This window comes from Bacillus cereus group sp. MYBK216-1 (assembly GCF_051916495.1).
Lineage (GTDB): Bacteria > Bacillota > Bacilli > Bacillales > Bacillaceae_G > Bacillus_A > Bacillus_A thuringiensis_K.
In genome coordinates this window covers 181,461-208,038 of sequence record NZ_JBQAGT010000005.1, presented here as the reverse complement: position 1 = coordinate 208,038, position 26,578 = coordinate 181,461, and the positions used below count along the sequence as shown (strand labels likewise).

Genomic DNA, 26,578 nt, shown 5'->3' with positions numbered 1-26,578 from the left:
ATCATTATAGCAAACTTCAAATTCCTATGTCGATATGTTGGGAGACAGAAACAAGAATTATTAAAATCTATCTTTACAACTTGCTATAATTGTGCAAAATAAATATAAAACTTATATATGCTTTTCAAGAAACCGTAGGTGATATAAATGAAAAAACAAACACATGTAAGTATTCTTATAAGCATTGTATTGCTGTCTATAACGCTTCACTATGTAGCGATGCCTTTTCTGTATGAATACTCATTTCCTTTTCAGCTATTAATCGGAACGAGTACCCTATTAATTGATATTATCGCTTGTAGTTATATACTTTATTTTTCAAACATGAAAGAAGGGCTATCTCGTTTATTTTGGATCATATTATCTGTTGGAGCTCTCTCTTATTTTATCGGTGATATAGTCGTTGCCTATCAGCGTTTAATTGTAAAAGACTTCTATACGTTCGTTGATCCATCTGACTTTTTTTACTTACTTTTTTTAGTTAGCTTTACGTTTGCCTTTCTATACGAAATCATTTACAACCGAGATTTATTAGAAAAACTTTTTATGCTATGTGATATTTGTATTATCGTTACAGCCCAATTTACTTTAAGTTACTACTTACTTATTGAACGAACTATTCACATCTTTACAACATCCTATATCGACATATTTGTTCAACTTACCTATCCAATGGCTGATTTACTCTTTCTCTTAATAGGAATCAACCTTTTATTTAAACCACTATCCTTATTACCTAAAAAGGTCGGTGCACTTCTTGGCAGTGCTTTAATTTTATATGCTACTACAGATGCGATTTATGCTTATATAAAATACTTCATACCAGAGTATTCTATGTTTACAGTTACTCCTTTCTATCAAGTAACCTTAGCACTAGTAGCAATCGCCTGTATTCTCCATACAAAAGAGCCTGAAAAACAAGAACAAGTACTACTAACACCTAAAATTGGTGAATCAATCCGATTATCATTACCGTATATTTCGGTAGTAATGCTTATTGTTTTTATATTAGTTGAATACGTTTTTGCGCCTATTATAGTAATCGGACTTATAATAACTTTCTCTTTCGTTCTCATACGTCATAGTTTAGTTCGAAAACAAAATAAAATATTATTGCTAGCTCAAATGCAATTCAATTCAGAACTCGAGAAACAAATTAAACTACGTACAGAAGATTTAGTAGAACAGAAAAATGAACTTTATCATAATCAACAAATGTTTAAATCTTTATACGAGCATCATCCAGATCCAATCTTCACATTAGATTTGTACGGTAATTTTCTCAAAGTAAATAACGCTGGTACTACTTTACTCGGTTATCAAACGAATGAATTATTAAACCAGCCTTACTACTCACTCATATACGAAGAAGATTTAGAAGAAATGATTAACGCCTTTCATCGTGTGAAAAAGGGATATTCTATCTCTTTAGAAATACGGGCATACCATAAAAACAGAGATATTTACTACTTGCACGTTACCGCCGTACCGATCTTTTTAAAGGAGAAAATTTCTGGGGTTTATTTAATGATTAAAGATATTACGGAAAGCAAACAACAACAAGAACAAATCAACTTCCTAGCATACCATGATACTTTAACAGAGCTTGCAAATCGTCGTGCATTTCATCAACATTTAGAACAAGCAATTGCACGAGCAAAAATATCGAAAAAGCCTTTTGCTGTTATGTTTCTCGACCTAGACCGTTTTAAAGTTATTAATGATACCCTCGGTCATCGAGTAGGAGACCTATTACTCATCGCAGTAGCAAAAAGGCTCGAAAAAATAGCAACATCAAATATGAAACTCGCACGGCTAGCTGGGGATGAGTTCACAATCCTTATCGAGAATTACAAAAAAAAGCCAGATGTCCAAAAAATAGCTGATAGGATTGTGGCGGCCATGAATGAGCCATTTGAAATCGAAAATCAACATTTACAAATCTCACCGAGCATCGGAATTGCAATATATCCTGAAGCAGGTGAAGATCCGCTATCCATTTTGCAGCATGCTGATATGGCCATGTACGAAGCAAAGAATAAAGGAAAAAACGGTAGCTCTCTTTACACGAAAGAACTATATAAAAAAATGGAACGAAAAGCTCGAATCGAAAAAGATTTGCCAATCGCTTTAGTAAACAAAGAATTTTATCTCGTTTATCAACCACAAATTGATACGACAACAAATAAAATTATCGGTGCTGAAGCTTTAATACGTTGGAAACACCCACTATTAGGTGACATTTCACCATGTGAGTTTATTCCAATTGTAGAAGAGACGCCACAAGTAGTCCCACTTGGACATTGGGTATTACAAGAAGCTTGTCTCCAATTAAAAATATGGCATACCTTTGGCTACCAAAATTTAAAAATAAGTGTTAATCTATCCGCAAAAGAGTTCCGGCAAGATCAATTAATCGAAAGCATTTCACAAATATTAAACGACGTGCAAGTCGATCCAAAATATGTAACCCTTGAGTTAACAGAAAGAATTGCAATGATTGACGAGAAAGAAACGTTATTAAGACTGAAGCAATTAAAAGAGTACGGTATCCAAACTTCCATTGATGACTTCGGTACTGGGTATTCTTCTCTTGCTTATTTATCAATTTTTCCAATCGATACATTAAAAGTACCGAGAGAATTTACACAATTAGCTGATCATCGTCCTGAAGAACGAGCCATCGTTTCTACAATACTTTCCCTCGCAAATACTTTAAATCTTTCAGTCGTTGCCGAAGGAATTGAAACCGAAAAACAACTTAAGTTTCTGCAAAAACATAACTGTAAATATATGCAAGGTTACTATTTCAGTAAACCACTTACTAGTAATGAGTTTATAAAGTTTCTACAAAAAACCCCCAGTATGAACAAATAATTCATACCGGGGGTTTTTTAGTGCTAAATATTTTTCTCATAATATTCTTCTGCGATCTCTTCGTAAAAAGCTGCAGATGTTGTATAGAAATATGGAATTAACCATAAGAATCCAATCCCTAATGTAATACAACTTAATATAAACCAGCCAATAAAACTTAAACATAAAATGAAATACTCCATCTTATGTCCATCCATCATACGACGACTTTCTGTAATAGCCTGGTTCAGTGAATACTCAGGATGATCGTTTATAATAAAGTATGTCATCGCATAAGAAAATGATTTAATAATACCTGGAATAATGAACAATAACATCCATAAGAAAAGATAAAGATTTACTAATAAATATAATAAAAATGATTTTAGAAATCTCTTTCCCTCTGAAAACCAAACGAATACATTACCAATACTAGCTTGCTGTTCACGAAGGATATTTAAACCAAGGTAATATCCACCTAAAGTTAACGGTCCAGTAACAAAAAATGTAAGAATATTCGTTGAAAGTGAACCATTTGTTTTTTGCCAACCGAAAATTAAAGAAAATCCCCAATCAACACTAAAACTAAAAGCCGTGATAAGAATTGAAATGAGTAGTGTAGCTCCAACAGCTAATCCCCATTTTCCCTCTAATGAATCTAGTGCTTCTCCTTTTAAATCACTAATCATGCGTAGCCTCGCCTCCTATACACAATAATTCTATTAGTATAGCATGTTCCTATTGAAATTCACCTTTTGAAATATAGCGATAAAAGTGTGCTGTCGTCGTACTCATATACGGACTAAGCCAAAGAAATCCTATTCCAAAAGTAAAAAGCGCTAAAATAGCCCATCCTATGAAGCTCAGCCATAAAAGAAACAAATCTAACTTATGACCCTTCATAAGATTCTTACTTTCCTTCATCGCCTGCGAAACACTATATTCTGGATTTTCAATCATCACATAATACGTCAGTGCATAAGAAAAATACATCACAATCATACCAACAATTGAAATTGCTAATAGTACGAAGAAAGCTATTGCAAATGACGTATTCCCTTCTTCACCTAACAATGCAAATAAGCCTATTAACAGCATCGGAATCCATGTACCTGTATATAACAAAATAGCAAGCATTGCCCACATTGTTTTCATCATTCTTTTAAAGCCACGAAATCCTTCAAATAAGTAATCTACTTTAGCATCTTCTCGTTTACTAATCTGTAAAAATACATTTGTATAACCATATGACGTAATCCCATACGATGCGTTACTCAAAATTATCATAATGAAATAAAAAATCCCAAAGGTAATACCTGCTCCAATTGACATCGTTTCCTCTTCAAATGATCCAGTTAAGCTTGCAACTGAGAGAAATATAATAATTCCTGGAATTAATAGTATAAGCATTGCAGCCATCGAAACGACATAACTTAAAATAAAATATAAAATTGTTGATCCAACACCTAGTCCCCATTTTCCCTTTAAAGAGTACAATGCTTCTCGCTTCATTTCACCAATCATTGATTCATCCCCTTTATGAAATATAAATTGTTGTACACTTCTACTTATACAAGCATCAATATAATTATACCATTTTTGTAAAATTATCCATAAAACAAACAAAAAAAAAATCCGTAAAGGCAAAGCCCTTACGGATTTTTTTACTTCATATCGGAAACGTTTAAACGGTTCACGGCACGTTGTAATGCCATTTCTGCACGTTTAAAGTCAACATGTGCTTGTTTATCTTGCAGACGTTGCTCAGCGCGACGCTTCGCTTCATTTGCGCGATGGATATCGATATGGTTTGCTTCTTCAGCAGATGATGATAATACAGTCACTTTATCTGGACGAACTTCGATAAAGCCACCGCTTACTGCTACATAATCAGTGTGTCCACCATTTTTCAGACGAACTGCACTAATTTTTAATGGTGCAACAGTTGGAATGTGACCTGGTAAGATCCCCATTTCCCCACTCTCTGCTTTTACACTTACCATTTCTACTTCTTTTTCGTAAACCGGTCCATCAGGAGTTACAATACTGACTGGAAATGTCTTCATACTTCGTCCCTCCTAAGGCCTTACGCCATCATTTTCTTCGCGTTTTCAATAACTTCTTCAATGCCACCTACTAAGCGGAATGCATCTTCTGGAAGGTCATCATATTTTCCTTCTAGAATTTCTTTGAAACCACTAACTGTATTTTTTACAGGTACGTAAGAACCTTTTTGACCTGTAAACTGCTCAGCTACGTGGAAGTTTTGAGATAAGAAGAATTGAATACGACGAGCACGATGTACAACTAACTTATCTTCTTCAGATAACTCATCCATACCTAAGATAGCGATGATATCTTGAAGCTCTTTATAACGTTGTAAAGTTTGCTGTACTTGACGAGCTACTTCATAATGTTCTTCTCCTACAATTTCTGGAGAAAGTGCACGAGATGTAGATGCTAATGGATCTACGGCTGGGTAAATACCCATTTGTGTTAAACGACGCTCTAAGTTTGTTGTTGCATCTAAGTGAGCAAACGTTGTAGCTGGTGCTGGGTCAGTATAGTCATCGGCTGGTACATATACCGCTTGGATAGACGTGATAGACCCTTTATTTGTAGATGTAATACGCTCTTGTAATTGACCCATTTCTGTTGCAAGTGTTGGTTGGTAACCTACCGCAGATGGCATACGACCAAGAAGGGCAGATACTTCAGAACCCGCTTGCGTGAAACGGAAGATGTTATCGATGAACAGAAGTACGTCTTGTCCTTGCTCATCACGGAAATGCTCAGCCATTGTTAAACCTGTTAATGCAACACGTTGACGTGCTCCAGGTGGCTCGTTCATTTGTCCGAATACCATCGCAGTTTTCTTGATTACGCCAGAATCGCTCATTTCGTGGTATAAGTCATTACCCTCACGAGTACGCTCACCTACACCAGCGAATACAGAGATACCACCGTGCTCTTGTGCGATGTTGTTAATTAATTCCTGAATTAATACTGTTTTACCTACGCCGGCACCACCGAATAGGCCGATCTTACCACCCTTAATGTAAGGAGCAAGTAAGTCTACTACTTTAATACCAGTTTCAAGAATTTCTACTTTAGTAGATAATTCTTCGAATGCAGGTGCTTGACGGTGAATTGGATCACGATGTACATCTGCAGGAACCTCACCATCTAAGTCAATTGCATCACCTAATACGTTAAATACGCGACCAAGTGTTACATCACCAACTGGTACAGAGATTGGTTTACCAGTATCTTCTACTTCTGTGCCACGAACAAGTCCATCTGTGGAAGACATTGCAACTGTACGAACTGTATCATCACCTAAATGAAGTGCAACTTCAAATGTTAAGTTAATACTTCCGTTTTCGTTGCTTTGTTTTACCGTAAGGGCGTTGTAGATTTCTGGTAGCTTTCCGCCATCAAACTTAACGTCTACAACCGGACCCATGATTTGCGTAACGCGCCCTTTATTCATCGGGTTCCCTCCTAGCTTTCTTTTAATTAGCCAACTTTCTACGAGCAGCTAGCTTTTAATTTTTTATTGGTTTATAGCTTACGCGACTCTTTTGACAGAGCCGCTTCCACTTTTTATTGAATCTAGTTCCAGCGGCTAGAACAGTCGGTCATTTCGCGCCTTCCTGTGAGGCAAACTACGCCTCTTCGTCAGGAGCTCCAATGCCCTCCTGTTCTGGACGAGCCGCTTCCACTTTTTATTACTATTCTAACGCTGCTGCTCCACCAACGATTTCCGTAATTTCTTGCGTAATCGCTGCCTGACGCGCACGGTTGAATGAAAGTGTAAGTGAATCGATAACTTCCATTGCGTTGTCTGTAGCACTCTTCATTGCTGTCATACGCGCTGCGTGTTCACTTGCTTTACCATCTAGTAATGCACCGTACACTAAGCTTTCTGCGTATTGTGGCAATAGTACTTTTAAAATTTCTTCTTCAGAAGGTTCGAATTCATAAGCTGTCGTTGGTTTGTCAGACGCCACATCAGTAAGCGGTAAAATTTTATTTTCCGTTACCTCTTGTGAAATTTTACTTACGTAATGGTTGTAGTAAATGTACAGCTCATCATAAGCACCATCTGCGAACATCGCAATTGCTCGAGAAGCAAGGTCTTTAATATCAGTAAATGATGGATGGTCAGATAATCCAACTACTTCATCAATAATGTTAAAGCCGCGACGTTTTAAATAATCACGTCCTAGTCGTCCAAGCACAATAATAGAATATTGGTTTGAATCCATATTATGACGTTCACGAATTACGTTACTTACTGTACGTAATACGTTACTGTTATAACCACCTGCTAGTCCGCGATCAGACGTAATAACGATGTATCCTGTACGCTTTACAGGACGCGCATTTAGCATTGGATGATTAATCCCTTTGCTTCCTTGCGCAATGCTCGCTACTACTTCTTGAATCTTTTCCATATACGGAACGAAAGATTTAGCATTTTGCTCTGCACGGTTTAACTTAGATGCAGATACCATCTCCATCGCTTTCGTAATTTGACTCGTTTTCTTTGTCGAGTTAATCTTCGCTTTTATATCGCGTAAAGATGCCACAGGTTTTCACCACCTTTTTTCCGGAAGTTGGCACGATTAGTAAGAATCCTCTTCCTAATCTACGTTGCAAGATATTCTTGCTCATGATTGAAGGAAAAGAATAGGTGCACCTACTCTTTTCCTTTACATGACCTTTAGCAATCTCAGAGCCCGAGATGCCTTTTATATATACTATCTAGCTCCAGCGGCTTGAATGCTCGGTGGCTTCACTTCTTCCTACGAGGCAAACACCGCCTCTTCGTCAGAAGCTCCATCCCCCTCACATTCAGAACGAGCCGCTTCCGCTTTTATTAATCTAGTTCCGCCTCCTAGCCCCTTTCGTCTAAGAACCTTCCCCACAAGAAGGTAAAAAGCACCTTCTGTGAGAAAGAACCTTAGCCGATGGGGCTGAACAGTCGGCTTCACTTTTTATTATTATTCAGAAGCTACAAATACTTTTTTAAATCCATTGATTGCTGCTGCAAATTTGTCGTCATCCGCAAGTTTCTTAGTTGTGCGGATTTCTTCTAATAAGTCAGTCGCATTAGAATCTAACCAAGCATGGAATTCTTCTTCAAAACGAGTGATATCTACTACTGGGATATCATCTAGGAATCCACGTGTTAAAGCGTAAAGAATGATAACTTGTTTCTCTACACGTAATGGTTTGTGTAATCCTTGTTTTAATACCTCAACAGTACGAGCACCACGGTTTAATTTCGCTTGAGTTGCTTTATCAAGGTCAGAACCGAACTGAGCGAACGCTTCTAACTCACGGTAAGATGCAAGGTCAAGACGAAGTGTACCTGATACTTTACTCATCGCTTTAATCTGAGCAGATCCACCTACACGAGATACAGAAGTACCCGCATCGATCGCTGGACGTACGCCAGAGAAGAATAGATCAGATTGTAAGAAGATTTGTCCATCCGTAATAGAAATTACGTTTGTTGGGATGTATGCAGATACGTCCCCTGCTTGTGTTTCGATGAAAGGTAGTGCAGTTAAAGAACCGCCGCCTCTTGCATCACTTAATTTTGCTGCACGCTCTAATAAGCGAGAATGTAAGTAGAATACATCCCCTGGGTAAGCTTCACGACCTGGAGGACGACGTAATAGTAATGACAGCTCACGGTAAGCCGCTGCTTGTTTTGATAAGTCATCATATACTACTAATACGTGTTTACCATTGTACATGAACTCTTCACCCATTGTTACACCAGCGTAAGGAGCTAGGTATAATAATGGAGCTGGTTGAGAAGCAGATGCAGTTACAACGATTGTGTACTCTAATGCACCGTGCTTACGTAGTGTTTCTACTACGTTACGTACAGTTGATTCTTTTTGTCCAATTGCTACGTAGATACAAATCATGTCTTCATCTTTTTGGTTAATGATTGTATCAAGTGCAACTGCTGTTTTACCAGTTTGACGGTCACCGATGATTAACTCACGTTGACCACGACCAATTGGTACAAGGGCATCGATCGCTTTAATACCTGTTTGAAGTGGCTCATGAACAGATTTACGATCCATTACACCTGGTGCTGGACTTTCGATTGGACGAGTGTTTGTTGTATTGATTGGGCCTAAACCATCAACTGGTTGACCTAATGGGTTTACAACACGACCAATTAGTTCTTTTCCTACTGGTACTTGCATGATGCGACCAGTACGACGAACTTCGTCACCTTCACGGATTTCTGTGTAAGGTCCTAAAATGATAATACCTACGTTGTTTTCCTCTAAGTTTTGTGCTAGTCCCATAACGCCGTTAGAGAACTCTACAAGTTCACCAGCCATAACGTTATCAAGACCATGAGCACGCGCGATACCGTCACCAACTTGGATAACTGTACCAACATCACTAACTTCGATTTCAGACTGATAGTTCTCGATTTGTTGCTTTATCAGTGCGCTAATTTCTTCAGCTCTGATGCTCATGTGCTTCACCCCTATCTATTCTTCATTAATTCACGCTGAATACGTGCTAATTTTCCTTGTAAACTTCCGTCATAAATGCGATTTCCAATACGTACTTTAATGCCGCCTAGTAAATCTTCATCTACAACATTTTTCACGCGAATTGCATCTTTGCCCGTTCTCTTTGCAAATGCTTCAGCAATGTTAAGCTTCTCTTCTTCTGATAGAAGACGAGTAGAATATACAGTTGCATCCGCTACGTTACGTTCTTCATTAGCAAGAACAACATATTCATCTGCAATTTCAGGTAAGATATCAATGCGTTTGTTATCAATTAAAATATATAACGTATTTAAAATAGATTCAGAAACAGATCCGAATACGTTTGCAAGAAACGTTTTCTTCTGCTCTTTTGAAATGTTCGGTTGCGTTAAAAAGCTATGTAGTTCTCCGTTCTTTACATAAACGTTTTGTACAAGGCGTAATTCCTCTTCAAACATTTCTAATACGTGTTTTTCTTTAGCAATTTTAAAAAGAGCGACAGCATAACGTTTTGCTACAATCCCATTGCTCATCGCGCTTCTCCTACTTCTTTAATATAATCGCGAATTAACTTCACTTGATCTTCTTCTTTTAATTCTTTTTCAATTACTTTAGAAGCAATTTGAACAGATAAAGAAGCGACTTGTTCTTGTAAAGCAGCAATTGCTTGCTCTTTTTCGCGTTGAATTTCTTGTACAGCAGATGCTTTAATTGATTCTGCTTCTTCTTTCGCAGCAGCAACAATAACATCTTTCTGATCTACAGCTTGTTTTTTCGCTCTTTCAATTAACTCTTGTGCTTCAACACGTGATTGTTTTAACATTTCACGTTGTTCTTCTACTAACTTCTTCGCTTCAGCGTTACTTCTTTCTGCAGCGTCGATTTCATTAGTAACATGCTCTTCACGTTCTTTCATAATCCCCATTAAAGGACCCCACGCAAATTTGCGTAGCATCACTAACAGAAGTAAGAAAATGAACAATGTATAAGCAATCGTTCCAAATGGAATGGCAGCCCCTAATAATAAAGTTGGCACAAGGATTCACTCCCTTCAAAATATCTAGATTGATCATATGAAAAAAAAAGACATACGTTTCGTTCATAAAGCAATGGCGAAGAAAGTTCGGAAAAACACTCTTCGCCATCTATGTAAGGGGAGTCTCCCTTATTTGTTCATTACGATGAATGCAATAACTACACCGATGATTGGAAGTGCCTCAACTAAAGCAACCCCGATGAACATAATTGTTTGAAGTGCGCCTTTTAATTCTGGTTGACGAGCAACACCTTCGATTGTACGTGATACGATAAGACCGTTACCAATACCTGCACCTAATGCTGATAAACCAATTGCAATTGCAGCTGCGATTACACCTAAACTCATTTAATTTGTCCTCCTTTGTATTATAAAAAAATAAATTTTTTCTTACTTAAATTATATTAATGGTCATGGCTTACTTTATGAGCCATATAAACCATCGTTAACATAACGAAAATAAATGCTTGGATTGATCCAACGAATACACTGAATCCCATCCATGCTAACATTGGTACAAGCGCACCTACTGCCCCAAGGACTGATGCTCCGCCCAACTTAGCAAGTAATCCTAATAAGATCTCACCTGCATAAATGTTACCAAATAAACGAAGACCTAACGTTAATGTGTTAGCAAACTCCTCAATAACCTTTAATGGGAATAAGAATTTCATAGGTTGGAAATAACCTTTTACGTACTCTTTCGTACCCTTCATCTTAATTCCATAATAATGGGTGAGGGTAACTACCATCACGGCTAATGTTAATGTAACTGCTGGATCAGACGTTGGTGATCTCCACCATGCAATATGTTCGCCAGCTTCAGTTGCTGAATACATGAATGGTAAACCAAGGAAGTTCGATACGATGATAAACATGATAAGCGTAACGCCAAGCGTTAAGAAACGTCCACCTGTTTTCCAGTCCATCGTACTATTGATAATCCCTTTCACGAAGTCAAACACCCATTCCATGAAGTTTTGCATCCCGGTTGGGCGAAGAGCTAAGCTGCGAGTTCCGATAACAGCGATTAAGAAAACAATAACTGCTGCTACAGTAACCATCATAACTGATGACAAATCGAACGTTAAACCTAGAAATTCAACTAATTTACCGTGTTCCACTAGTAATTCACCTCTCTTCCCTGCTCTTATACTCTAAATAAAGAAAATCTATGATCATGACAAGGTATCCTGTCAGCAATCCTACACCTAGGCCCCACATCGCGATTAACTCTTGATATTTGGCTGCAAATAAAATTAATAACCCAATCGTGGCGAATCTTGAATATGTACTTACCGCTGTTGCCTTGAACTTCACGTTTTCTCCATTTGTTACGCGATCTAGCAGCTTGTCTGTTCTACGTGCAATGATGCGCAAACTAAGAAAACTGAAAATCGTACCGATAATCAGTCCAAGAAATACATCCTTGTAAGAGGTAAATCCCCATCCTAGCACTAGAAGCGCAAGCAAGTAGTACATATATTTCTTTTGTCTTTGGACAAGTCCATGTACGTCTATCATCATTGCTCTCCCGAATAGTAATGTCGAATGAGTCGAATCATTGCGTATACCCCTGTTCCTAGTCCGAGTAATAACCCTATAATAAGAAACAACGGAAACGTTCCAACCTTATTATCAATCCACTGCCCACCAAAGATTCCAACAAGAATAGAACCGACTAACTGAGCGAGAATACCTGACATTAAAGCATAAGCTTTTATATGGCTGCGATCGTTTTTTTGCAAGGATTCATCCCTCCAATATGTAACCCTCATTCACGATGTGTTAATAATAACTCATTTTTTTGCATAAATCCTATACAAAACAAAAAGTTTACATTTTCGTCACGGAATAGATGTAATTTTGTCACTGAAAGCCCTACCATCTATCCCCGTTGTTAGCATACAATAGGGTATTAACAGTGTCAACGAGAAATCGTAAAAAATCTAAAAATTTGAGTATTAGGCATTTCCTCCCAAAAATGAAAACGTTCCCCTTCTAAATACTGGTTACATATATGCAATTTCTAACAGTTTTCTCTTTATAATAGAAGAAAATGTTCACAAGTTTGTCACTATTATATTTTCGAGATATAACGCTTTTCTTCCATAATATAGTGTTCCTCAGACGTAAGACTTCTATATTATATGTGAGGTGTATGCAACTTATGTTGTATATACGATGTATATTTATCCTCTCCCCCTCCCCTACTTGCTTACAGCAAAAAAAGACGAGCTGGGGAATCTCCCCTGCTCGTCAGTTGTCTTACTTCGTTCCGAATAAACGGTCACCAGCATCACCAAGACCTGGTACTACATATCCGTGGTCATTTAATTTCTCATCTAATGCTGCTACATAAATATCAACATCAGGATGTTCTTCTTGTACTACTTTTACCCCTTCTGGAGCTGCAACGATACACATTAATTTAATTTGTTTCGCACCGCGCTTTTTCAGAGAGTTAATTGCTTCAGCCGCAGAACCACCTGTTGCTAGCATCGGATCTAGTACGATAAAGTCACGCTCTTCTACATCCGTTGGAAGTTTCACATAGTATTCTACCGGTTGCAATGTTTTAGGGTCACGGTATAAACCAACGTGTCCTACTTTTGCTGCTGGAATTAATTTCAGAATTCCATCAACCATTCCTAAACCTGCACGTAAAATCGGAATTAAACCAAGTTTTTTACCAGCGATCACTTTTGTTGTCGCTTTGCTTACAGGTGTTTCAATTTCAATGTCCTTAAGTGGAAGGTCGCGAGTAATTTCGAAAGCCATTAAGCTTGCTACTTCGTCCACTAATTCACGAAAATCTTTCGTACCTGTATTCTTATCGCGAATATATGTAATCTTATGTTGAATTAACGGGTGATCAAATACATACAGTTTTCCCATGTGAATCTCTCCTTTAGATGATATTCATGCGTTTGCACGCTTTTTTACACTATTTACGATTGTAAAGAAAACGCTACTAATATTCAAGGGCAAATTTGGCAAAATCATGATTTTACGATGAATCTATCTAGTATCTTTACCAATTATGGGAGCCGTATCCTTCATTATATCGCCAAAATTTATTCATCATTTGTATACATACTTTAAAAATAATATATGTCCACAAAAAAGACCGCCAAAACAATTAAGTCTCGGCGGTCTTCTTCAATCTATTATAGATTTGGATACATTGGGAATTTGCTAGTTAACGCTTCTACACGCTTACGTACTTCTTCTAATGCAGCTTCATTTTCATGATTTTTTAATGTATAGGCAATAAGTGACGCAATTTCATCCATTTCTTCTAAACCGAAACCACGAGATGTTACAGCTGCTGTACCGATACGTACACCACTTGTTACAAATGGGCTTGCTGTTTCAAATGGAATTGTATTTTTGTTCACTGTAATACCAACTTCATCTAATACGTGCTCTGCTACTTTACCTGTGATTTCTAAGTTACGAACATCAATCAAGATTAAGTGATTGTCTGTTCCGCCAGAAACAAGTGTAAGTCCTTCTTTTTGGAGACCTTCAGCTAAGCGGTTCGCATTGTTAATGATATTTTGTGCATATGTTTTGAAATCATCTTGAAGTGCCTCACCAAATGCAACAGCTTTCGCAGCGATTACGTGCATAAGTGGACCACCTTGAATACCAGGGAAGATTGATTTATCAATTTGTTTTGCAAATTGCTCTTCACATAAAATCATACCACCACGCGGGCCACGTAACGTTTTATGTGTTGTCGTTGTAACGAAATGTGCATGTGGTACTGGATTTGGATGTAAACCAGCAGCTACTAAACCAGCGATATGTGCCATATCAACCATTAAATAAGCGCCCACTTCATCTGCAATCTCACGGAATCGCTTGAAATCGATAACACGAGGGTATGCACTTGCACCTGCAACGATTAATTTTGGTTTATGTTCTTTCGCTTTTGCTAATACATCATCGTAATTAATACGGTGAGAGTCAGCATCCACGCCATATTCTACGAAATTATATTGTACTCCACTGAAGTTAACAGGGCTTCCGTGTGTTAAGTGACCACCATGAGATAAATTCATACCAAGTACTGTATCGCCTTGCTCTAAAATCGTGAAGTATACTGCCATGTTCGCTTGTGCACCAGAGTGTGGTTGAACATTGACGTGCTCTGCGCCGAAAATTTCTTTCACACGATCACGTGCGATATCTTCTACTACGTCTACGTGTTCACAGCCACCATAGTAACGTTTTCCAGGATATCCTTCAGCATACTTATTCGTTAAAACAGAACCTTGTGCCTCCATTACTGCTTCACTTACGAAGTTTTCCGAAGCAATTAACTCAATCTTTGAACGCTGTCTTCCTAGTTCTGCCTCAATTGCAGCAAATACCTTTTCATCTTGACGTTTTAAATGATCCACCAAAATCCCCCTTTTCTGAACGAATTACATCGATTCCCAATAGTTTTTTCTCATTTATTCAGAAAAAACGAAAATTCAGGTTGTAATTCTTTCGAACCTTCATGTTTTCAACTACATTCTAACATGACTTTCTATATCATAAAAGAAAAAAAAGACCGAAAATCGGTCTTTTCTTTCTTCTATTATAAAGTCAGACAACATACCTTTTATCTTATGATAAACAGTTACTATATGACTTCCTAATTTCTCATATTTAACGGCAAGTGGTAGTCTCTTCCGCTGCCGCATAGACAGCACGTGCCCCACCAATTAGTTTTCCACGTGTTTTGGCCATCGTTACATGCGCACTTCCAATTTCCTTCACACTTGTACGAACCGGAACAGCTACATGCTTTAAATGCATACCGATAAATGTATCACCAATATCCATTCCTGCATCAGCTTTAATAAACTCAACTACTACCGGATCTTTCAAATTGTGATACGCGTATGTCCCCAATGCACCACCTGCTGATCTAACAGGCGTAACTGTTACAATTTCAAATTGATATTTTATCGCTACTTCTCTCTCAACTACTAAAGCACGGTTTAAATGCTCACAACATTGAAACGCTAATTCAATACCTGTTTGCTCTTGAAATTGTTTTAACTCAGAGAAAATCGCCTCTGCTACTTCCATCGTTCCTGATGTTCCAATTCTTTCGCCTAGCACTTCGCTCGTGCTACAACCCACTACAAAAATTTGACCGCTTTGTAATGAAGCTTGTTCTTGGAAATCAGAAAGCAACATTTGTAGCTGTTCTCTTACCTTTACGATTTCTGTCATTACGCCTCTTCCTTTCACAGGTTGGTTCACCAAATTATATTGCACACTACTGATAGTTAGAATCTATTACTTTGTTTCGTATGTTTTAATTTTTCCTACGCGGTTTTCGTGACGACCACCTTCATAGTCAGTTGTTAACCAGATTTTCGCAATATCACGCGCTAGACCAGCACCAATTACACGCTCGCCCATTGCTAGCATGTTAGTGTCATTATGCTCTCTCGTTGCTTTCGCGCTGAAAGTATCATGAACTAACGCACAACGGATACCATTCACTTTGTTTGCTGCGATTGACATACCAATGCCTGTCCCACAAACTAAAATACCACGATCTACTTGACCATTCGCTACCATTTCAGCTGCTGGAAACGCAAAGTCAGGGTAATCAACAGAACCAGCTTCACATTCGCAACCTAAATCAATATATTCAATATTTAACTCTTCTAATAAACTTACAAGTTCTTTGCGGATATTCATACCGCCGTGATCAGATGCTATTACTACTTTCATTTTTACCCCTCCAAAGTTTCAATCCATTATCTTCATTTCTCACTCGATCCTTTAATGGGACGAAGTGATCTCCAATATCGTATTATACACGAAACATCAACCTTCTGAATGGTTTTTCAGTAAAGTTTGTACAAGTTTTTCCATCTCTTCTAACGTTTCTTTATAAATAGAAAGTGATCCGCCAAATGGATCTGAAATATCCTTACTTATTCCCTCAGCTACTCCATATAATGTATCTACTTTCTCTTCGACACTCGGATAATGCCCAAGGACAATTTGCTTATGGTTTTCCGTCATTGTTACTACAATATCTGCCCAACCAATCAAAGTTTCGTTTACCTGCTGCGCGGCATGATCGATTGCAATTCCCTTTTCAGCTAAAGCTTCCTTCGCATGTACCGATGCATCGCTCCCAGGATAGGCGAAAACACCAGCAGATTGCACTTCAAACTTATCTCCTCCGTGATGACGAAGCAACGCCTCAGCCATTGGACTACGACATGTATTGCCAGTACAAACAAATAACACTCGTTTCATTCAAACCCACCCCTATATTCCATTTCTTATCACTCATCATAACTTACATTAGAATAGAACAAAAGAAATGTGAATATACAAAAGGCGCATTTCTCTTATATTTTTTCTAAGAAAAATGCGCCTTATCCACATATATGTGAAGCCCTATTTCCAAGTGCCTAGAGTATTTTAACATACCTGCTGAACATACAACAAAAATAAGGAATCCATTTCATACGAAACGGATTCCTCTTATATAGCAATTATTTCATTGTAACTTTCATTACTTCTGTTGAACCTTTTGTAGCTGCTACGCCTACAGTTGTCTTAATAGACTCAGCTGCATCTGTGTTTGTAATAACAATTGGAGTAATTGTGCTTTTCGCTTTTTCACGGATTAATTCTAGGTCGAATGAGATTAATTTATCTCCAGCTTTTACAGCTTGGCCTTCAGAAACGTGAGCTTCGAAACCTTCGCCTTCCATTTTTACAGTTTCTAATCCAACGTGGATTAAAATTTCTGTACCGTTTTTCGCTTTAATTCCGATAGCATGTTTTGTGTGGAATAATTGTACGATTTCACCATCAACTGGAGATACAACTACACCTTCAGTAGGATCGATTGCAACGCCGTCACCCATCATACGACCAGCAAATACTGGATCTGGTACTTCTTCAATATTTTTCACTGCTCCAGTTAATGGAGCTACGATTGTTTCTTCATTTGTTTTTGAACCAAGACCGAATAATTTTTTAAACATAGGATAGTCCTCCTTATAATTTACCTAAAAGTTTATAGGGCAATCCCTAGTAAAGCTCGGGATACATGTAAGACTTCATACTTCGAATATTATACTGTAAAAACGCTTTCGAAATAAATTACGTCATTACTAATAGACTCTTATTGTAGCGCTTCACAAAATTCCAGTCAATTCTGATTGTCTGAATAACAATTAGAAGTTAACTTCTATTTATATTTTCTCTTTTTTTGCCCAACTTGTCTAGAGGTCTTTACTACATTTTATTTTTTGTTGTTAATTTGTAAAATTTAATTCAAACTTTTTTCAAAATCCACTTGACTAAAGTAAGTAACTATTTTATCATTACTTACGTAAGGTAAGTTGATAACTTTTAGGAGGTTTTGAAAAATGATGGATTTCGGTCTACTTATTATTCGTCTTATTATAGGAATTACATTCATGGGTCATGGTGCTCAAAAATTATTTGGTTGGTTCGGCGGTTACGGTTTAAAAGGAACAGGTGGCTGGATGGAGTCAATCGGTTTACGCCCTGGTGTATTTATGGCATTTATGGCTGGCGCAACTGAATTACTAGGTGGTTTCTTATTCGCATCAGGTATTTTCATTGTAGTTGGTTCATTATTTATCGTTGGAACAATGTTAATGGCTATCTTCACTGTTCACGGAAAAAATGGTTACTGGGTAACACAAAACGGATATGAATATAACTTAATGTTAATCGCTGTCGCTGTTGGTGTAGCTTTAATCGGACCTGGGGCATACGTTTTACTTTAATTTTTATCTCAAATTTGAGATTCTTGAAAAAAGAACTTACTTCATTACAATTGAAGTAAGTTCTTTTTATGAAACAAAATATTATTTCCAGCAGGATTTTCTCATCGTTATCTTGTAAACAAACAATAAGTATTCATATTTAGAAAGGGGATTACAAGCATGTTATCCATTAATCCAGATGAACAAACTGAAAAAGATAATTACAAATTACTTACTGGAAGTATCATCCCTCGTCCTGTAGCATTCGTTACTTCTGTAACAAAAGACGGTGTATTAAACGGAGCGCCATATAGTTATTTCAATATTGTCGCTGCTAATCCACCACTTATCTCAGTATCTGTACAACGAAAAGCTGGAGAAAGAAAGGACACTTCCCGAAACGCAATTGAAAAAGGAGAATTTGTTGTACATATTTCTGACGAATCATATGTAGCAGCAATTAATGAAACAGCAGCTAACCTCCCGCCAAATGAAAGTGAAATTGAACTAGCAAAACTAACACCAATCAAAAGTGAAGTCATCTCTGTTCCAGGTGTAAAAGAAGCAAATATTCGAATGGAATGCGTATTAGAACGTGCAATTCCACTTGGCGGAACGGAAGACTCACCAGCTTGTGATCTACTAATTGGACGCGTCGTTCGTTTCCACATTGCCGAACATCTATATGAAAAAGGGCGCATTCACGCCGAAGGACTCAAACCAATAAGCCGCTTAGCAGGACACAACTATGCAAAATTAGGAGAACAATTTGAATTGGTTAGGCCAGTTTAAAAGTGGAAGTGGCCCGTTTAGCTCTGACCAGCTAAGGTTCTCTCGCACAAAAGGTGCTTTTTACCTTGAGTAGCGGAGGTTCTTAGATGCGAAGAGCTGGCCACTGGAACTGGATAATATCTAAAAGCGGCAGCGGCTCGCTCAGAATGGGAGGAGGATGGAGCTTCTGACGTAGAGGCGCTTTTTGCCTCGCAGGAAGACGCGAAGCTACCGACCATTCTAGCCGCTGAAGCTGGATAATATCTAAAAGCGGCAGCGGCTCGCTCAGAATGGGAGGGGAATGGAGCTTCTGACGTAGAGGCGCTTTTTGCCTCGCAGGAAGACGCGAAGCCACCGACCATTCTAGCCGCTGAAGCTGGATATATTTAAAAGCAAGGCGGCTAGATTCCTCCCATCACTCAAATATAAAATCCCCTGCTTTTTAGCAGGGGGTTTTATCATTGTAATTCTTCCTTCTTTTCCTCTAAAGTAGGCATTTTCTCTTTTTTCGGCTTCCCTAGCTTAATTACGAAGAAGTATAGGGAAAGCAATGTAATAAGAAAAACAATTAAAAACGGGTACGGAGAGTAAAAGGCACGCGCCGCCTCAGTCTTTCCCGCAACAAATTTCAATGACTCAATATCTAAAAACTCAGCAAACATTTGTACACCGAGCATACTAAACCAAAAAACAAAAAAACTAATAATAATACCAAAAACTTGCTTCAATCTCGTCATTCATCTCATCCTTTCTATATCTGTAATTTTTAGCGCAATAAATATAGTACAAACAAAATATTCACAGAAAGGAACTATCTCACCATTCACGAATTAACTTAATCCAACCTAACATCGAAATTTGCAAAATAATACCCCAAATTATAAGTCTTCTTAGCCATCGAGGATAGAAGGTTAAAAATTTAACATACCATTCCAATAGCTTGTTCATAATTCCCTCCTACATAAAATTATATAGGAAAAAGGATATATAATCCAAACCCAACCAAAATGATACCACCTACTACCTCACCATATGTACCGAGCATATCTTTCGCATGTCTCCCAATTAATAAACCCATCCACGCTAATAACATGCTAACAAATCCAAAAAGTAAAATCGTAATAATTGTTTGTGCCCCATAAATACCAAGACTAAGTCCTACTGAGAAACTATCTATACTGACGCCAAATGCAAATACGAATAAACTAATTCCAATAGGGGCTGTTCTAGTCTCTTCATTTTGTAAAATGCTCGAATATACGATATAAAACCCTAGTCCGATTAATAAAATAGCACCCGCAAAATGTGCGATATCTCCATACTTCTCTGATAAAAAACGACCTAGTACCATTCCTATAAACGGCATAATAATATGAAATATCCCTATCGTCATACCAATATACAGGATTTGTCTTAACTTTAGGGGTATCATCCCCATACCAAGACTCACCGAGAACGCATCCATCCCTAAGGCGAATGCCATAATTATTAAAGGTATTAGCTGTTCAAACGTCATTCATGCCCCTCCTTGGACGTGCTACTTCACAATATGCTTATCCAAGGAGAAATATTCTGTTTGCTAATCTTACCTTATCATTCAATAATAATATGATGTCCTGCCGCTTTTGTTAAACGATTCATAATTGCATTCCCTATTCCTTCATTAGGGAATGACTCACTAAAAATAACATCCACTTCACTTGCATCAAATGTTCTAAGTACATCATATAATTTAGTCGCAACACTAGCTAAGTCACTTCTAACACCACAAGATAATATAACATCTGCACTATATACATGCTGATACTCTTCTGTCGTTAATACGCCTACTTTAAATCCTTCTTCCTTTTTCTCATCTACAAGATGCTGAATAAACTCACGTGAACCCTCAACAATACTAAGTGGTGCTTTCGGCGCATAATGTGTGTATTTCATTCCAGGCGATTTCGGTTTTTCCTTCTCATCCTTTAAAGCTGGATCTAAAGAAACAGTACCTATCACCGCTTCTAATTGTTCTTTCGTAATCCCACCTGGACGTAATATTGTTGGAACCGCGCTTGTACAATCAATTACAGTTGATTCAACGCCTACTCCAGTTGCACCACCATCAACAATACCTGCAATCTTCCCATTCAAATCTTCATATACGTGAGAAGCTAATGTTGGACTTGGACGCCCTGAACGATTCGCACTTGGTGCTGCAACAGGTACATTCGCCTCTTCAATAAGAGCAAGTGCAATTGGATGATCAGGCATTCTTACTCCAACCGTATTAAGTCCTGCCGTCACCTTCTCTGAAATCCCTTCTTTTCTCGGCAAAATAATTGTTAATGGTCCTGGCCAAAAATGCGCCATTAACTTCTCTGCAACTGGTGGAATTTCTTTCACAATCCCATCTAACTGAGATTTTGTACCTATATGGACAATGAGTGGATTATCACTCGGTCTTCCTTTCGCTTCGAAAATTTTCGCGATTGCTTCATCATCCATCGCATTTGCACCTAACCCATATACTGTTTCCGTAGGGAAAGCCACCGCCTCATTTTCTCTTAATAATTTTGCTGCTTCTTGTAACTGTGGATAATATTTTTTTCTTTCCACAACATTATCCACAACCCACATGTTTGTATGCATTTTTTTCCACGTCCTTTTCTACCCTTAAATACTTGTATATTTTTAGTTTACTATGAGATTTATCCAAAAGACAAACAAGGTTTATCCACAAAATGTGGATAAACCTTGTTAATCCGTGGATAACTTTGTGAATAGCTGACAATTTAGTATTATTGCATTCTGCTCTTTTATATTTTTACAAAAATGTTCTAGTTGTTGAATTCCCTCTGGAACCTCATCCTTTTCTATAGTAAAAAAGTCAAAAAACTGAAAGATCGGTACAGATTGTGGATGATTTGTTAGTAAGTACAATTGTTGAACACTTTTTTCTTTCATATACTGCAAAAACATTTCAAAAAAATATAAGAAAGTCTGTTTATCCACATGAGGTGTGAATAAACAAGAACGAATAAGCACATCTTCCCCACTTTGTTCATAACCAATTACAGCTCGTATTTCTTCCGCCTCTTCCAAAATCATAAATTGTGCGTACAACTCATTTATTTTATCATCTTTTTTATTAGCTTGTCCGAAAAAAGAATGTAATCTTTCCACATCTGCTTTCGTAGCAAAATACACTTTCTTCATAATAAATCCCTCCTCATTTTTATATATGAAGAGGGATTTATTAATAGTACTATTTAGAGAATAAAGATGTAAAAGCTTCTACAATAAACAATTTAACTTCTGGCTTTTCTTCTTCCTCTTCTACTTTTACATACTCATTTTGCTTTTCTTGTTTTTTCTCCACAGGTTTCTCCACTTTTTCCACAGTTTTCATTTCTTCTTTACTTACAGGCTGCTCTTCGACTTTTGTTTCATTTTTTACTACTTTCTTTTCAGAAGCTGTTACTTTTTTTACTACTTCCTGCTTTACAGCTTTCGTTTCTTTTACCTTATCTACTTTCTTCTCTTCTTTATCTATTACTTCCTCATCTAGTTGTTTCACCTGCTCCTCTTCAGGAGATTCCGCCTTCACAACGTGCTCTTCTTTTCTTACAGCTGTCCCGCTCGAAAAATCTAAGAAACACATTGGTGGAAATAATACACACCACCAGTTCGCCCCTTCACCTTCTCCAATTGTGATTAATACTGCTTCATATTCTCCTGCTGGATAAATAAAATTCCCGTATACCTTTGTAGGAAACTTTACATTCTTACTAAATTTCACTTGAAATGAATCTTTACTTCCTTCTCTTTTTAACGTATTTTCCACCGTTTTCTCGATTTCTGGAATATGACTTTGAATTACTTTGCGTGCCTCTTCAAATGAAGTTAAATCCGCTACCCACCCATCAATTTGTGCTTTTACTTCATCACGCACTTTACGTTTCAATGCCTGGTCTTTATCTGAATCACTATTTGCTAAAATTCGTAATCGAACGGCCTCTTTCGGAATAACTGAAGGCCCTTTCGCATCAGCTTTCATATATCCAAACTGCACAAGTAACTGTGCACCAATTAATAGTATAAGAAGATAAGCAATAACTTGTTTTTTCATTTCCTCCACCGTCCCTTCTACAAACAGTGTGGACAGACTTTCATCTTTCTAAACTATTAAATTCAAAATCTATATGAATTTTTCCACAAAAAAATAGAGTAAGGTGTGAACCTTACTCCATCTCTGCAAATACCATACGATCTTTTCCGTTAATATCGAAAACAACCTCAACATGAGCATGTGGAAAAGCTTGTTGTAACAATCTTTTTACATCCTCACCTTGTCCTACTCCAATTTCAAACGCCACAATCGCTTTCTTCTGCAACACATTCGGCAATTCTTCCATAAAACGGCGATAGAAATCTAATCCGTCTTCACCACCAACAAGTGCTCTCTTCGGCTCATGCTCTTTCACAACAGGAGAAAGACCACGCCAATCCTCTTCCGGTATATATGGAGGATTTGAAACAACAACATCTAGCTTTTGATCCGTTTTATGAAATGGTGACAATAAATCACCGTGATAGAACGTTACTTCTGCACCTAAAGCTTTTGCATTTTCTTTTGCAACTTCAATCGACTCTTGTGCAATATCTACTGTATAAACATGAAGATTTTCATTTTCTAAAGCAAGCGTAATAGAAATCGCTCCACTACCTGTACCTATATCTGCTACATGTAGTTTCTCATCACCAAAATGGCGCTCGATTCTTTCTAATACTCCCACTATAAGCTCTTCTGTTTCCGGCCTTGGTATTAATACTTCTTCATTCACAAAGAAAGACCGTCCATAAAACATTTCATAACCAATCATATATTGAATAGGAATACCTTCTACATGCTTGTGGATAAACTCCGTAAAGCTTTTCTCTTGATCCTCAGTTATTTCTTCACGCATATTCATAAGTAATCCTGTTCTGTTCACCTTTAATACATGACAAAGGACAATTTCTCCCGCATTTTCATCTCGTCCATTTTCCTGTAAAAAAGAAGAAGCCCATTTCAGGGCTTCATAGACACGCATTACTCAGCTGCCTCCATCTTTTGAGCCTGATCTTCCATCACTAAGGCATTGATGAAATCATCTAACTTACCTTGTAAGATTTGATCTAGCTTTTGAATCGTTAAACCGATTCGATGGTCTGTAACACGGTTTTGCGGGAAGTTATACGTACGAATACGCTCTGAACGATCTCCCGTACCAACAGCTTGTTTACGGTTTTGATCATACTCAGCTTGCGCTTCTTGTCTAAACTTATCATAAACACGTGCGCGTAATACTTTCATCGCTTTTTCTTTATTCTTGATCTGTGATTTCTCATCCTGACAAGATACAACTACACCAGTCGGTAAATGTGTTAAACGCACCGCTGACATCGTTGTATTAACGCTCTGTCCACCAGGTCCACTAGAAGCGAATGTATCAACACGAACATCTTTCTCATGAATATCAATTTCTACTTCTTCTGCCTCTGGTAATACAGCTACAGTTGCTGTAGATGTATGAATACGTCCACCAGATTCCGTTTCAGGAACACGTTGTACACGGTGAGCACCATTCTCGAATTTCAGCTTCGCGAAAGCACCTTTACCATTAATCATAAAGATAATCTCTTTATATCCACCTAACTCTGTATAGCTAGCCTCAATAATCTCCGTTTTCCAGCCCTGTACCTCAGCGTAACGGCTATACATACGGTATAAGTCACCAGCAAATAAAGCTGCCTCGTCTCCACCAGCAGCTCCACGAACCTCAACGATAACGTTCTTATCATCATTAGGGTCTTTTGGAACAAGTAAAATTTTCAGACGCTCTGATAATGTTTTATCTTGTGATTCTAACTCAGAAACTTCTTCTTTTACCATTTCACGCATTTCTGCGTCTAACTTATCTTCTAACATTGCTTTCGCATCTTTTAATTGCTCACGAACATCCTTATACTCACGATACACCTCTACCGTTTCCTGTATATCAGACTGTTCCTTTGAATATTCACGAAGCTTATTTGAATCACTAATAATCGCTGGATCACTTAACAATTCATTTAACTTCTCATAACGATTTTCTACAGCTTGCAAACGATCTAACACATCATTCACCTCTACATCCTAGTATCTAATACAAATAGTATATGGTACTTACTCAAAAAAACGCAAATTATATTTAAAAGCGCAAGCGGCTCGCTCAGAATCGCAGGCCACTTTCAACTCTCGACCTTGAAGCGCTTTTTGCTTCGAGCGAGAGAGCGAAATGGCCGGAGATTCTAGCCGCTGGAGCTAGATAATATATTTAAAAGTGGCGGTGGCTCTTTCAGCTCTGACCAGCTAAGGTTCTTTCGACCTAAAGGTGCTTTTTACCTTTTGGGCGGAAGGTTCTTAGATGCGAAGAGCTAGCCACCAGAACTAGATATATTTAAAAGCGTAAGCGGCTCACACCGCTCATTCTTTCTATTTTGAAAAAAACCCGCCTTGCGCAGCGAGTTTTACTTATCTTTGTTTGCAGGTACTGCATGACAATGACGACAACGCGGTTCATACGATTCTGAAGCTCCAACTAAAATAATTGGATCATCAAATGCCGCTGGTTCTCCATCAATTAATCGTTGTGTACGACTTGCTGGAGATCCACATACAGAACATACTGCTTGTAGTTTTGTTACATGTTCAGCAATCGCCATCAGCTGAGGAACTTGTCCAAATGGTAGACCACGGAAATCTTGGTCTAAACCAGCTACAATGACACGATAGCCACGATTTGCCAATACTTGCACCACTTCCACAATGTCCCCATCAAAAAATTGCACCTCATCGATTGCAATAACATCCAGCTCTTCTGTAATATGTTCAAATATATCCTTTGAAGCTGAAACAGGAACTGCTTTTACCTTTAATCCGTTATGTGATACTACATCTTCTTCACTATATCGATTATCAATACATGGTTTAAATACAATTGCATGTTGTTTTGCAAATTGCGTACGGCGCACACGGCGGATTAGCTCTTCTGACTTGCCAGAAAACATACTACCGCAAATCACTTCAATCCAGCCATTTTGATTTATTAAGTACATGAAGCTCTCCTTTCATCTACTTTTCAGTTAAAAGTAGGGTAAAGGTATAATATTTTCGCAAAAAAAACAGACAAGCGAATACATACACTTGCCTGTTTTATGTTTTTATTACTTAAGACCGTATTTCTTATTGAAGCGGTCAACGCGTCCGTCTGCAGTAGCAAACTTCTGACGTCCAGTGTAGAATGGGTGAGAATCAGAACTGATCTCAACTTTTAGTAATGGATAAGTGTTACCATCTTCCCACTCAACAGTTTCGTTAGATCCTTTAGTAGATCCGCTTAAGAATTTGAAGCCTGTGTTTGTGTCCATGAATACAACTTTCTTGTAATCTGGGTGAATTCCTGCTTTCATTCTTTTCATCTCCTTCCGCCCTGAATCATTTTCGAAACAGAGTTTTTCATCTTCAGCTGCATACACAACTATATTGATGAAACACATATGATGAAATTATAACAAGGCTAACTTCATTT

33 protein-coding genes are annotated in these 26,578 nt (G+C 37.8%); 3 read left to right on the top strand and 30 right to left on the bottom strand.

Going from position 1 to position 26,578, the window contains the following annotated elements:
- Positions 1-147: 147 nt before the first annotated feature.
- Positions 148-2,877 carry an EAL domain-containing protein gene (locus tag ACTFRH_RS19270; protein ID WP_000744999.1) on the top strand — a complete coding sequence of 910 codons (2,730 nt, stop codon included), beginning with the start codon at positions 148-150 and terminating at the stop codon, positions 2,875-2,877.
- A gap of 23 nt (positions 2,878-2,900) precedes the next feature.
- Here the strand turns inward: ACTFRH_RS19270 and ACTFRH_RS19265 are convergent, their stop codons facing one another.
- From ACTFRH_RS19265 to ACTFRH_RS19170, 20 genes are all read right to left on the bottom strand, one after another.
- Positions 2,901-3,545: a DUF975 family protein gene (locus ACTFRH_RS19265; RefSeq protein WP_000622469.1), complete on the bottom strand. Its 645-nt coding sequence runs from the start codon at positions 3,543-3,545 to the stop codon at positions 2,901-2,903.
- A 49-nt stretch (positions 3,546-3,594) separates the two neighbouring features.
- Positions 3,595-4,380 carry a DUF975 family protein gene (locus ACTFRH_RS19260; protein ID WP_000578832.1) on the bottom strand — a complete coding sequence of 262 codons (786 nt, stop codon included), beginning with the start codon at positions 4,378-4,380 and terminating at the stop codon, positions 3,595-3,597.
- Between the two features lie 140 nt (positions 4,381-4,520).
- Positions 4,521-4,922: a F0F1 ATP synthase subunit epsilon gene (gene atpC / locus ACTFRH_RS19255; RefSeq protein ID WP_000847211.1), complete on the bottom strand. Its 402-nt coding sequence runs from the start codon at positions 4,920-4,922 to the stop codon at positions 4,521-4,523.
- 20 nt (positions 4,923-4,942) lie between these two features.
- Complete coding sequence (gene atpD, locus ACTFRH_RS19250) at positions 4,943-6,349, bottom strand: F0F1 ATP synthase subunit beta (RefSeq protein WP_001032593.1); 1,407 nt, start codon at positions 6,347-6,349, stop codon at positions 4,943-4,945.
- Between the two features lie 241 nt (positions 6,350-6,590).
- Complete coding sequence (gene atpG, locus ACTFRH_RS19245) at positions 6,591-7,451, bottom strand: F0F1 ATP synthase subunit gamma (RefSeq protein ID WP_000157696.1); 861 nt, start codon at positions 7,449-7,451, stop codon at positions 6,591-6,593.
- 216 nt (positions 7,452-7,667) lie between these two features.
- Complete coding sequence (locus ACTFRH_RS19240) at positions 7,668-7,790, bottom strand: hypothetical protein (protein WP_000521150.1); 123 nt, start codon at positions 7,788-7,790, stop codon at positions 7,668-7,670.
- A 75-nt stretch (positions 7,791-7,865) separates the two neighbouring features.
- Entirely contained in the window at positions 7,866-9,374 is a 1,509-nt protein-coding gene (atpA, locus tag ACTFRH_RS19235) for a F0F1 ATP synthase subunit alpha (RefSeq protein ID WP_000027521.1), read from the bottom strand.
- Positions 9,375-9,385: 11 nt separating this feature from the next.
- Positions 9,386-9,928, bottom strand: a complete 543-nt coding sequence (atpH, locus tag ACTFRH_RS19230; protein ID WP_000064683.1) for a F0F1 ATP synthase subunit delta — start codon at positions 9,926-9,928, stop codon at positions 9,386-9,388.
- Complete coding sequence (gene atpF / locus ACTFRH_RS19225; RefSeq protein ID WP_001142618.1) at positions 9,925-10,431, bottom strand: F0F1 ATP synthase subunit B; 507 nt, start codon at positions 10,429-10,431, stop codon at positions 9,925-9,927. Before atpF ends, atpH begins: the two co-directional genes overlap by 4 nt.
- Positions 10,432-10,560: 129 nt before the next feature.
- Entirely contained in the window at positions 10,561-10,779 is a 219-nt protein-coding gene (atpE, locus tag ACTFRH_RS19220; protein ID WP_000052064.1) for a F0F1 ATP synthase subunit C, read from the bottom strand.
- A gap of 56 nt (positions 10,780-10,835) precedes the next feature.
- Positions 10,836-11,555, bottom strand: coding sequence for a F0F1 ATP synthase subunit A (gene atpB, locus ACTFRH_RS19215; protein WP_000399872.1), 720 nt, complete (start codon positions 11,553-11,555; stop codon positions 10,836-10,838).
- Positions 11,556-11,562: 7 nt separating this feature from the next.
- The gene (locus tag ACTFRH_RS19210) at positions 11,563-11,955 is read right to left on the bottom strand and encodes an ATP synthase subunit I (protein WP_000567600.1); all 393 of its coding nucleotides are present in this window, start codon (positions 11,953-11,955) and stop codon (positions 11,563-11,565) included.
- On the bottom strand, positions 11,955-12,179 hold the full coding sequence (locus ACTFRH_RS19205) for an AtpZ/AtpI family protein (protein ID WP_001171223.1): 225 nt from the start codon (positions 12,177-12,179) through the stop codon (positions 11,955-11,957). The genes ACTFRH_RS19210 and ACTFRH_RS19205 overlap by 1 nt, the downstream gene beginning before the upstream one ends.
- Before the next feature lie 26 nt (positions 12,180-12,205).
- Entirely contained in the window at positions 12,206-12,319 is a 114-nt protein-coding gene (locus ACTFRH_RS19200) for a DUF4024 domain-containing protein (RefSeq protein ID WP_000232962.1), read from the bottom strand.
- Between the two features lie 380 nt (positions 12,320-12,699).
- A complete protein-coding gene (gene upp / locus ACTFRH_RS19195) occupies positions 12,700-13,329 on the bottom strand; it encodes a uracil phosphoribosyltransferase (protein WP_000517539.1) in 630 nt (209 codons plus the stop codon).
- A 272-nt stretch (positions 13,330-13,601) separates the two neighbouring features.
- Positions 13,602-14,843 carry a serine hydroxymethyltransferase gene (gene glyA / locus ACTFRH_RS19190; RefSeq protein ID WP_000349806.1) on the bottom strand — a complete coding sequence of 414 codons (1,242 nt, stop codon included), beginning with the start codon at positions 14,841-14,843 and terminating at the stop codon, positions 13,602-13,604.
- 253 nt (positions 14,844-15,096) lie between these two features.
- A complete protein-coding gene (locus ACTFRH_RS19185) occupies positions 15,097-15,669 on the bottom strand; it encodes a TIGR01440 family protein (RefSeq protein WP_000136371.1) in 573 nt (190 codons plus the stop codon).
- 66 nt (positions 15,670-15,735) lie between these two features.
- On the bottom strand, positions 15,736-16,179 hold the full coding sequence (gene rpiB, locus ACTFRH_RS19180; RefSeq protein WP_000869545.1) for a ribose 5-phosphate isomerase B: 444 nt from the start codon (positions 16,177-16,179) through the stop codon (positions 15,736-15,738).
- 96 nt (positions 16,180-16,275) lie between these two features.
- Positions 16,276-16,716: a low molecular weight protein arginine phosphatase gene (locus tag ACTFRH_RS19175; RefSeq protein ID WP_000832367.1), complete on the bottom strand. Its 441-nt coding sequence runs from the start codon at positions 16,714-16,716 to the stop codon at positions 16,276-16,278.
- Positions 16,717-16,958: 242 nt separating this feature from the next.
- Entirely contained in the window at positions 16,959-17,456 is a 498-nt protein-coding gene (locus tag ACTFRH_RS19170) for a PTS sugar transporter subunit IIA (protein WP_000473665.1), read from the bottom strand.
- A 387-nt stretch (positions 17,457-17,843) separates the two neighbouring features.
- Here ACTFRH_RS19170 and ACTFRH_RS19165 point away from each other — a divergent pair, with 387 nt between their 5' ends.
- Together ACTFRH_RS19165 and ACTFRH_RS19160 are read left to right on the top strand one after the other, a co-directional pair.
- Entirely contained in the window at positions 17,844-18,230 is a 387-nt protein-coding gene (locus ACTFRH_RS19165; RefSeq protein WP_000968616.1) for a DoxX family protein, read from the top strand.
- Between the two features lie 159 nt (positions 18,231-18,389).
- On the top strand, positions 18,390-19,001 hold the full coding sequence (locus ACTFRH_RS19160; RefSeq protein WP_000949038.1) for a flavin reductase family protein: 612 nt from the start codon (positions 18,390-18,392) through the stop codon (positions 18,999-19,001).
- Between the two features lie 437 nt (positions 19,002-19,438).
- Here ACTFRH_RS19160 and ACTFRH_RS19155 read toward each other — a convergent pair whose 3' ends face one another.
- The 10 genes from ACTFRH_RS19155 to ACTFRH_RS19110 form a co-directional block, all read right to left on the bottom strand.
- The gene (locus ACTFRH_RS19155; RefSeq protein WP_000197472.1) at positions 19,439-19,717 is read right to left on the bottom strand and encodes a DUF3935 domain-containing protein; all 279 of its coding nucleotides are present in this window, start codon (positions 19,715-19,717) and stop codon (positions 19,439-19,441) included.
- Between the two features lie 79 nt (positions 19,718-19,796).
- A complete protein-coding gene (locus tag ACTFRH_RS19150; RefSeq protein WP_001037636.1) occupies positions 19,797-19,928 on the bottom strand; it encodes a hypothetical protein in 132 nt (43 codons plus the stop codon).
- Positions 19,929-19,947: 19 nt separating this feature from the next.
- Positions 19,948-20,496, bottom strand: coding sequence for a manganese efflux pump MntP (locus tag ACTFRH_RS19145; RefSeq protein ID WP_000142464.1), 549 nt, complete (start codon positions 20,494-20,496; stop codon positions 19,948-19,950).
- A 77-nt stretch (positions 20,497-20,573) separates the two neighbouring features.
- Positions 20,574-21,614 carry an L-threonylcarbamoyladenylate synthase gene (locus tag ACTFRH_RS19140; protein WP_000557351.1) on the bottom strand — a complete coding sequence of 347 codons (1,041 nt, stop codon included), beginning with the start codon at positions 21,612-21,614 and terminating at the stop codon, positions 20,574-20,576.
- Between the two features lie 108 nt (positions 21,615-21,722).
- Positions 21,723-22,181: a mechanosensitive ion channel protein gene (locus ACTFRH_RS19135; RefSeq protein WP_000758437.1), complete on the bottom strand. Its 459-nt coding sequence runs from the start codon at positions 22,179-22,181 to the stop codon at positions 21,723-21,725.
- 49 nt (positions 22,182-22,230) lie between these two features.
- Positions 22,231-23,094 carry a stage II sporulation protein R gene (gene spoIIR, locus ACTFRH_RS19130; protein ID WP_002097913.1) on the bottom strand — a complete coding sequence of 288 codons (864 nt, stop codon included), beginning with the start codon at positions 23,092-23,094 and terminating at the stop codon, positions 22,231-22,233.
- 112 nt (positions 23,095-23,206) lie between these two features.
- Complete coding sequence (gene prmC / locus ACTFRH_RS19125) at positions 23,207-24,058, bottom strand: peptide chain release factor N(5)-glutamine methyltransferase (protein ID WP_001267054.1); 852 nt, start codon at positions 24,056-24,058, stop codon at positions 23,207-23,209.
- Positions 24,058-25,125: a peptide chain release factor 1 gene (gene prfA / locus ACTFRH_RS19120; protein ID WP_000887064.1), complete on the bottom strand. Its 1,068-nt coding sequence runs from the start codon at positions 25,123-25,125 to the stop codon at positions 24,058-24,060. The genes prmC and prfA overlap by 1 nt, the downstream gene beginning before the upstream one ends.
- Before the next feature lie 392 nt (positions 25,126-25,517).
- Positions 25,518-26,105 carry a thymidine kinase gene (locus ACTFRH_RS19115; protein WP_000280859.1) on the bottom strand — a complete coding sequence of 196 codons (588 nt, stop codon included), beginning with the start codon at positions 26,103-26,105 and terminating at the stop codon, positions 25,518-25,520.
- A 108-nt stretch (positions 26,106-26,213) separates the two neighbouring features.
- Positions 26,214-26,459, bottom strand: a complete 246-nt coding sequence (locus ACTFRH_RS19110) for a type B 50S ribosomal protein L31 (RefSeq protein WP_000643433.1) — start codon at positions 26,457-26,459, stop codon at positions 26,214-26,216.
- Positions 26,460-26,578 lie beyond the last annotated feature (119 nt).

What these genes read in the sequence shown, in the direction of transcription:
- ACTFRH_RS19140 (WP_000557351.1), bottom strand. Translation starts at nt 21,614, where the DNA reads ATGCATACAAACATGTGGGTTGTGGATAATGTTGTGGAAAGAAAAAAA.
- atpD (WP_001032593.1), bottom strand. Translation starts at nt 6,349, where the DNA reads ATGAATAAAGGGCGCGTTACGCAAATCATGGGTCCGGTTGTAGACGTT.
- ACTFRH_RS19160 (WP_000949038.1), top strand. Translation starts at nt 18,390, where the DNA reads ATGTTATCCATTAATCCAGATGAACAAACTGAAAAAGATAATTACAAA.
- ACTFRH_RS19115 (WP_000280859.1), bottom strand. Translation starts at nt 26,105, where the DNA reads ATGTACTTAATAAATCAAAATGGCTGGATTGAAGTGATTTGCGGTAGT.
- spoIIR (WP_002097913.1), bottom strand. Translation starts at nt 23,094, where the DNA reads ATGAAAAAACAAGTTATTGCTTATCTTCTTATACTATTAATTGGTGCA.
- ACTFRH_RS19270 (WP_000744999.1), top strand. Translation starts at nt 148, where the DNA reads ATGAAAAAACAAACACATGTAAGTATTCTTATAAGCATTGTATTGCTG.
- ACTFRH_RS19200 (WP_000232962.1), bottom strand. Translation starts at nt 12,319, where the DNA reads ATGGTAGGGCTTTCAGTGACAAAATTACATCTATTCCGTGACGAAAAT.
- ACTFRH_RS19150 (WP_001037636.1), bottom strand. Translation starts at nt 19,928, where the DNA reads ATGAACAAGCTATTGGAATGGTATGTTAAATTTTTAACCTTCTATCCT.
- ACTFRH_RS19165 (WP_000968616.1), top strand. Translation starts at nt 17,844, where the DNA reads ATGATGGATTTCGGTCTACTTATTATTCGTCTTATTATAGGAATTACA.
- atpH (WP_000064683.1), bottom strand. Translation starts at nt 9,928, where the DNA reads ATGAGCAATGGGATTGTAGCAAAACGTTATGCTGTCGCTCTTTTTAAA.
- ACTFRH_RS19145 (WP_000142464.1), bottom strand. Translation starts at nt 20,496, where the DNA reads ATGACGTTTGAACAGCTAATACCTTTAATAATTATGGCATTCGCCTTA.
- prmC (WP_001267054.1), bottom strand. Translation starts at nt 24,058, where the DNA reads ATGCGTGTCTATGAAGCCCTGAAATGGGCTTCTTCTTTTTTACAGGAA.
- ACTFRH_RS19175 (WP_000832367.1), bottom strand. Translation starts at nt 16,716, where the DNA reads ATGAAACGAGTGTTATTTGTTTGTACTGGCAATACATGTCGTAGTCCA.
- atpE (WP_000052064.1), bottom strand. Translation starts at nt 10,779, where the DNA reads ATGAGTTTAGGTGTAATCGCAGCTGCAATTGCAATTGGTTTATCAGCA.
- upp (WP_000517539.1), bottom strand. Translation starts at nt 13,329, where the DNA reads ATGGGAAAACTGTATGTATTTGATCACCCGTTAATTCAACATAAGATT.
- ACTFRH_RS19260 (WP_000578832.1), bottom strand. Translation starts at nt 4,380, where the DNA reads ATGATTGGTGAAATGAAGCGAGAAGCATTGTACTCTTTAAAGGGAAAA.
- ACTFRH_RS19155 (WP_000197472.1), bottom strand. Translation starts at nt 19,717, where the DNA reads ATGACGAGATTGAAGCAAGTTTTTGGTATTATTATTAGTTTTTTTGTT.
- ACTFRH_RS19210 (WP_000567600.1), bottom strand. Translation starts at nt 11,955, where the DNA reads ATGATAGACGTACATGGACTTGTCCAAAGACAAAAGAAATATATGTAC.
- atpA (WP_000027521.1), bottom strand. Translation starts at nt 9,374, where the DNA reads ATGAGCATCAGAGCTGAAGAAATTAGCGCACTGATAAAGCAACAAATC.
- ACTFRH_RS19110 (WP_000643433.1), bottom strand. Translation starts at nt 26,459, where the DNA reads ATGAAAGCAGGAATTCACCCAGATTACAAGAAAGTTGTATTCATGGAC.
- ACTFRH_RS19170 (WP_000473665.1), bottom strand. Translation starts at nt 17,456, where the DNA reads ATGTTTAAAAAATTATTCGGTCTTGGTTCAAAAACAAATGAAGAAACA.
- rpiB (WP_000869545.1), bottom strand. Translation starts at nt 16,179, where the DNA reads ATGAAAGTAGTAATAGCATCTGATCACGGCGGTATGAATATCCGCAAA.
- ACTFRH_RS19185 (WP_000136371.1), bottom strand. Translation starts at nt 15,669, where the DNA reads ATGACAGAAATCGTAAAGGTAAGAGAACAGCTACAAATGTTGCTTTCT.
- ACTFRH_RS19135 (WP_000758437.1), bottom strand. Translation starts at nt 22,181, where the DNA reads ATGAAGAAAGTGTATTTTGCTACGAAAGCAGATGTGGAAAGATTACAT.
- atpC (WP_000847211.1), bottom strand. Translation starts at nt 4,922, where the DNA reads ATGAAGACATTTCCAGTCAGTATTGTAACTCCTGATGGACCGGTTTAC.
- ACTFRH_RS19265 (WP_000622469.1), bottom strand. Translation starts at nt 3,545, where the DNA reads ATGATTAGTGATTTAAAAGGAGAAGCACTAGATTCATTAGAGGGAAAA.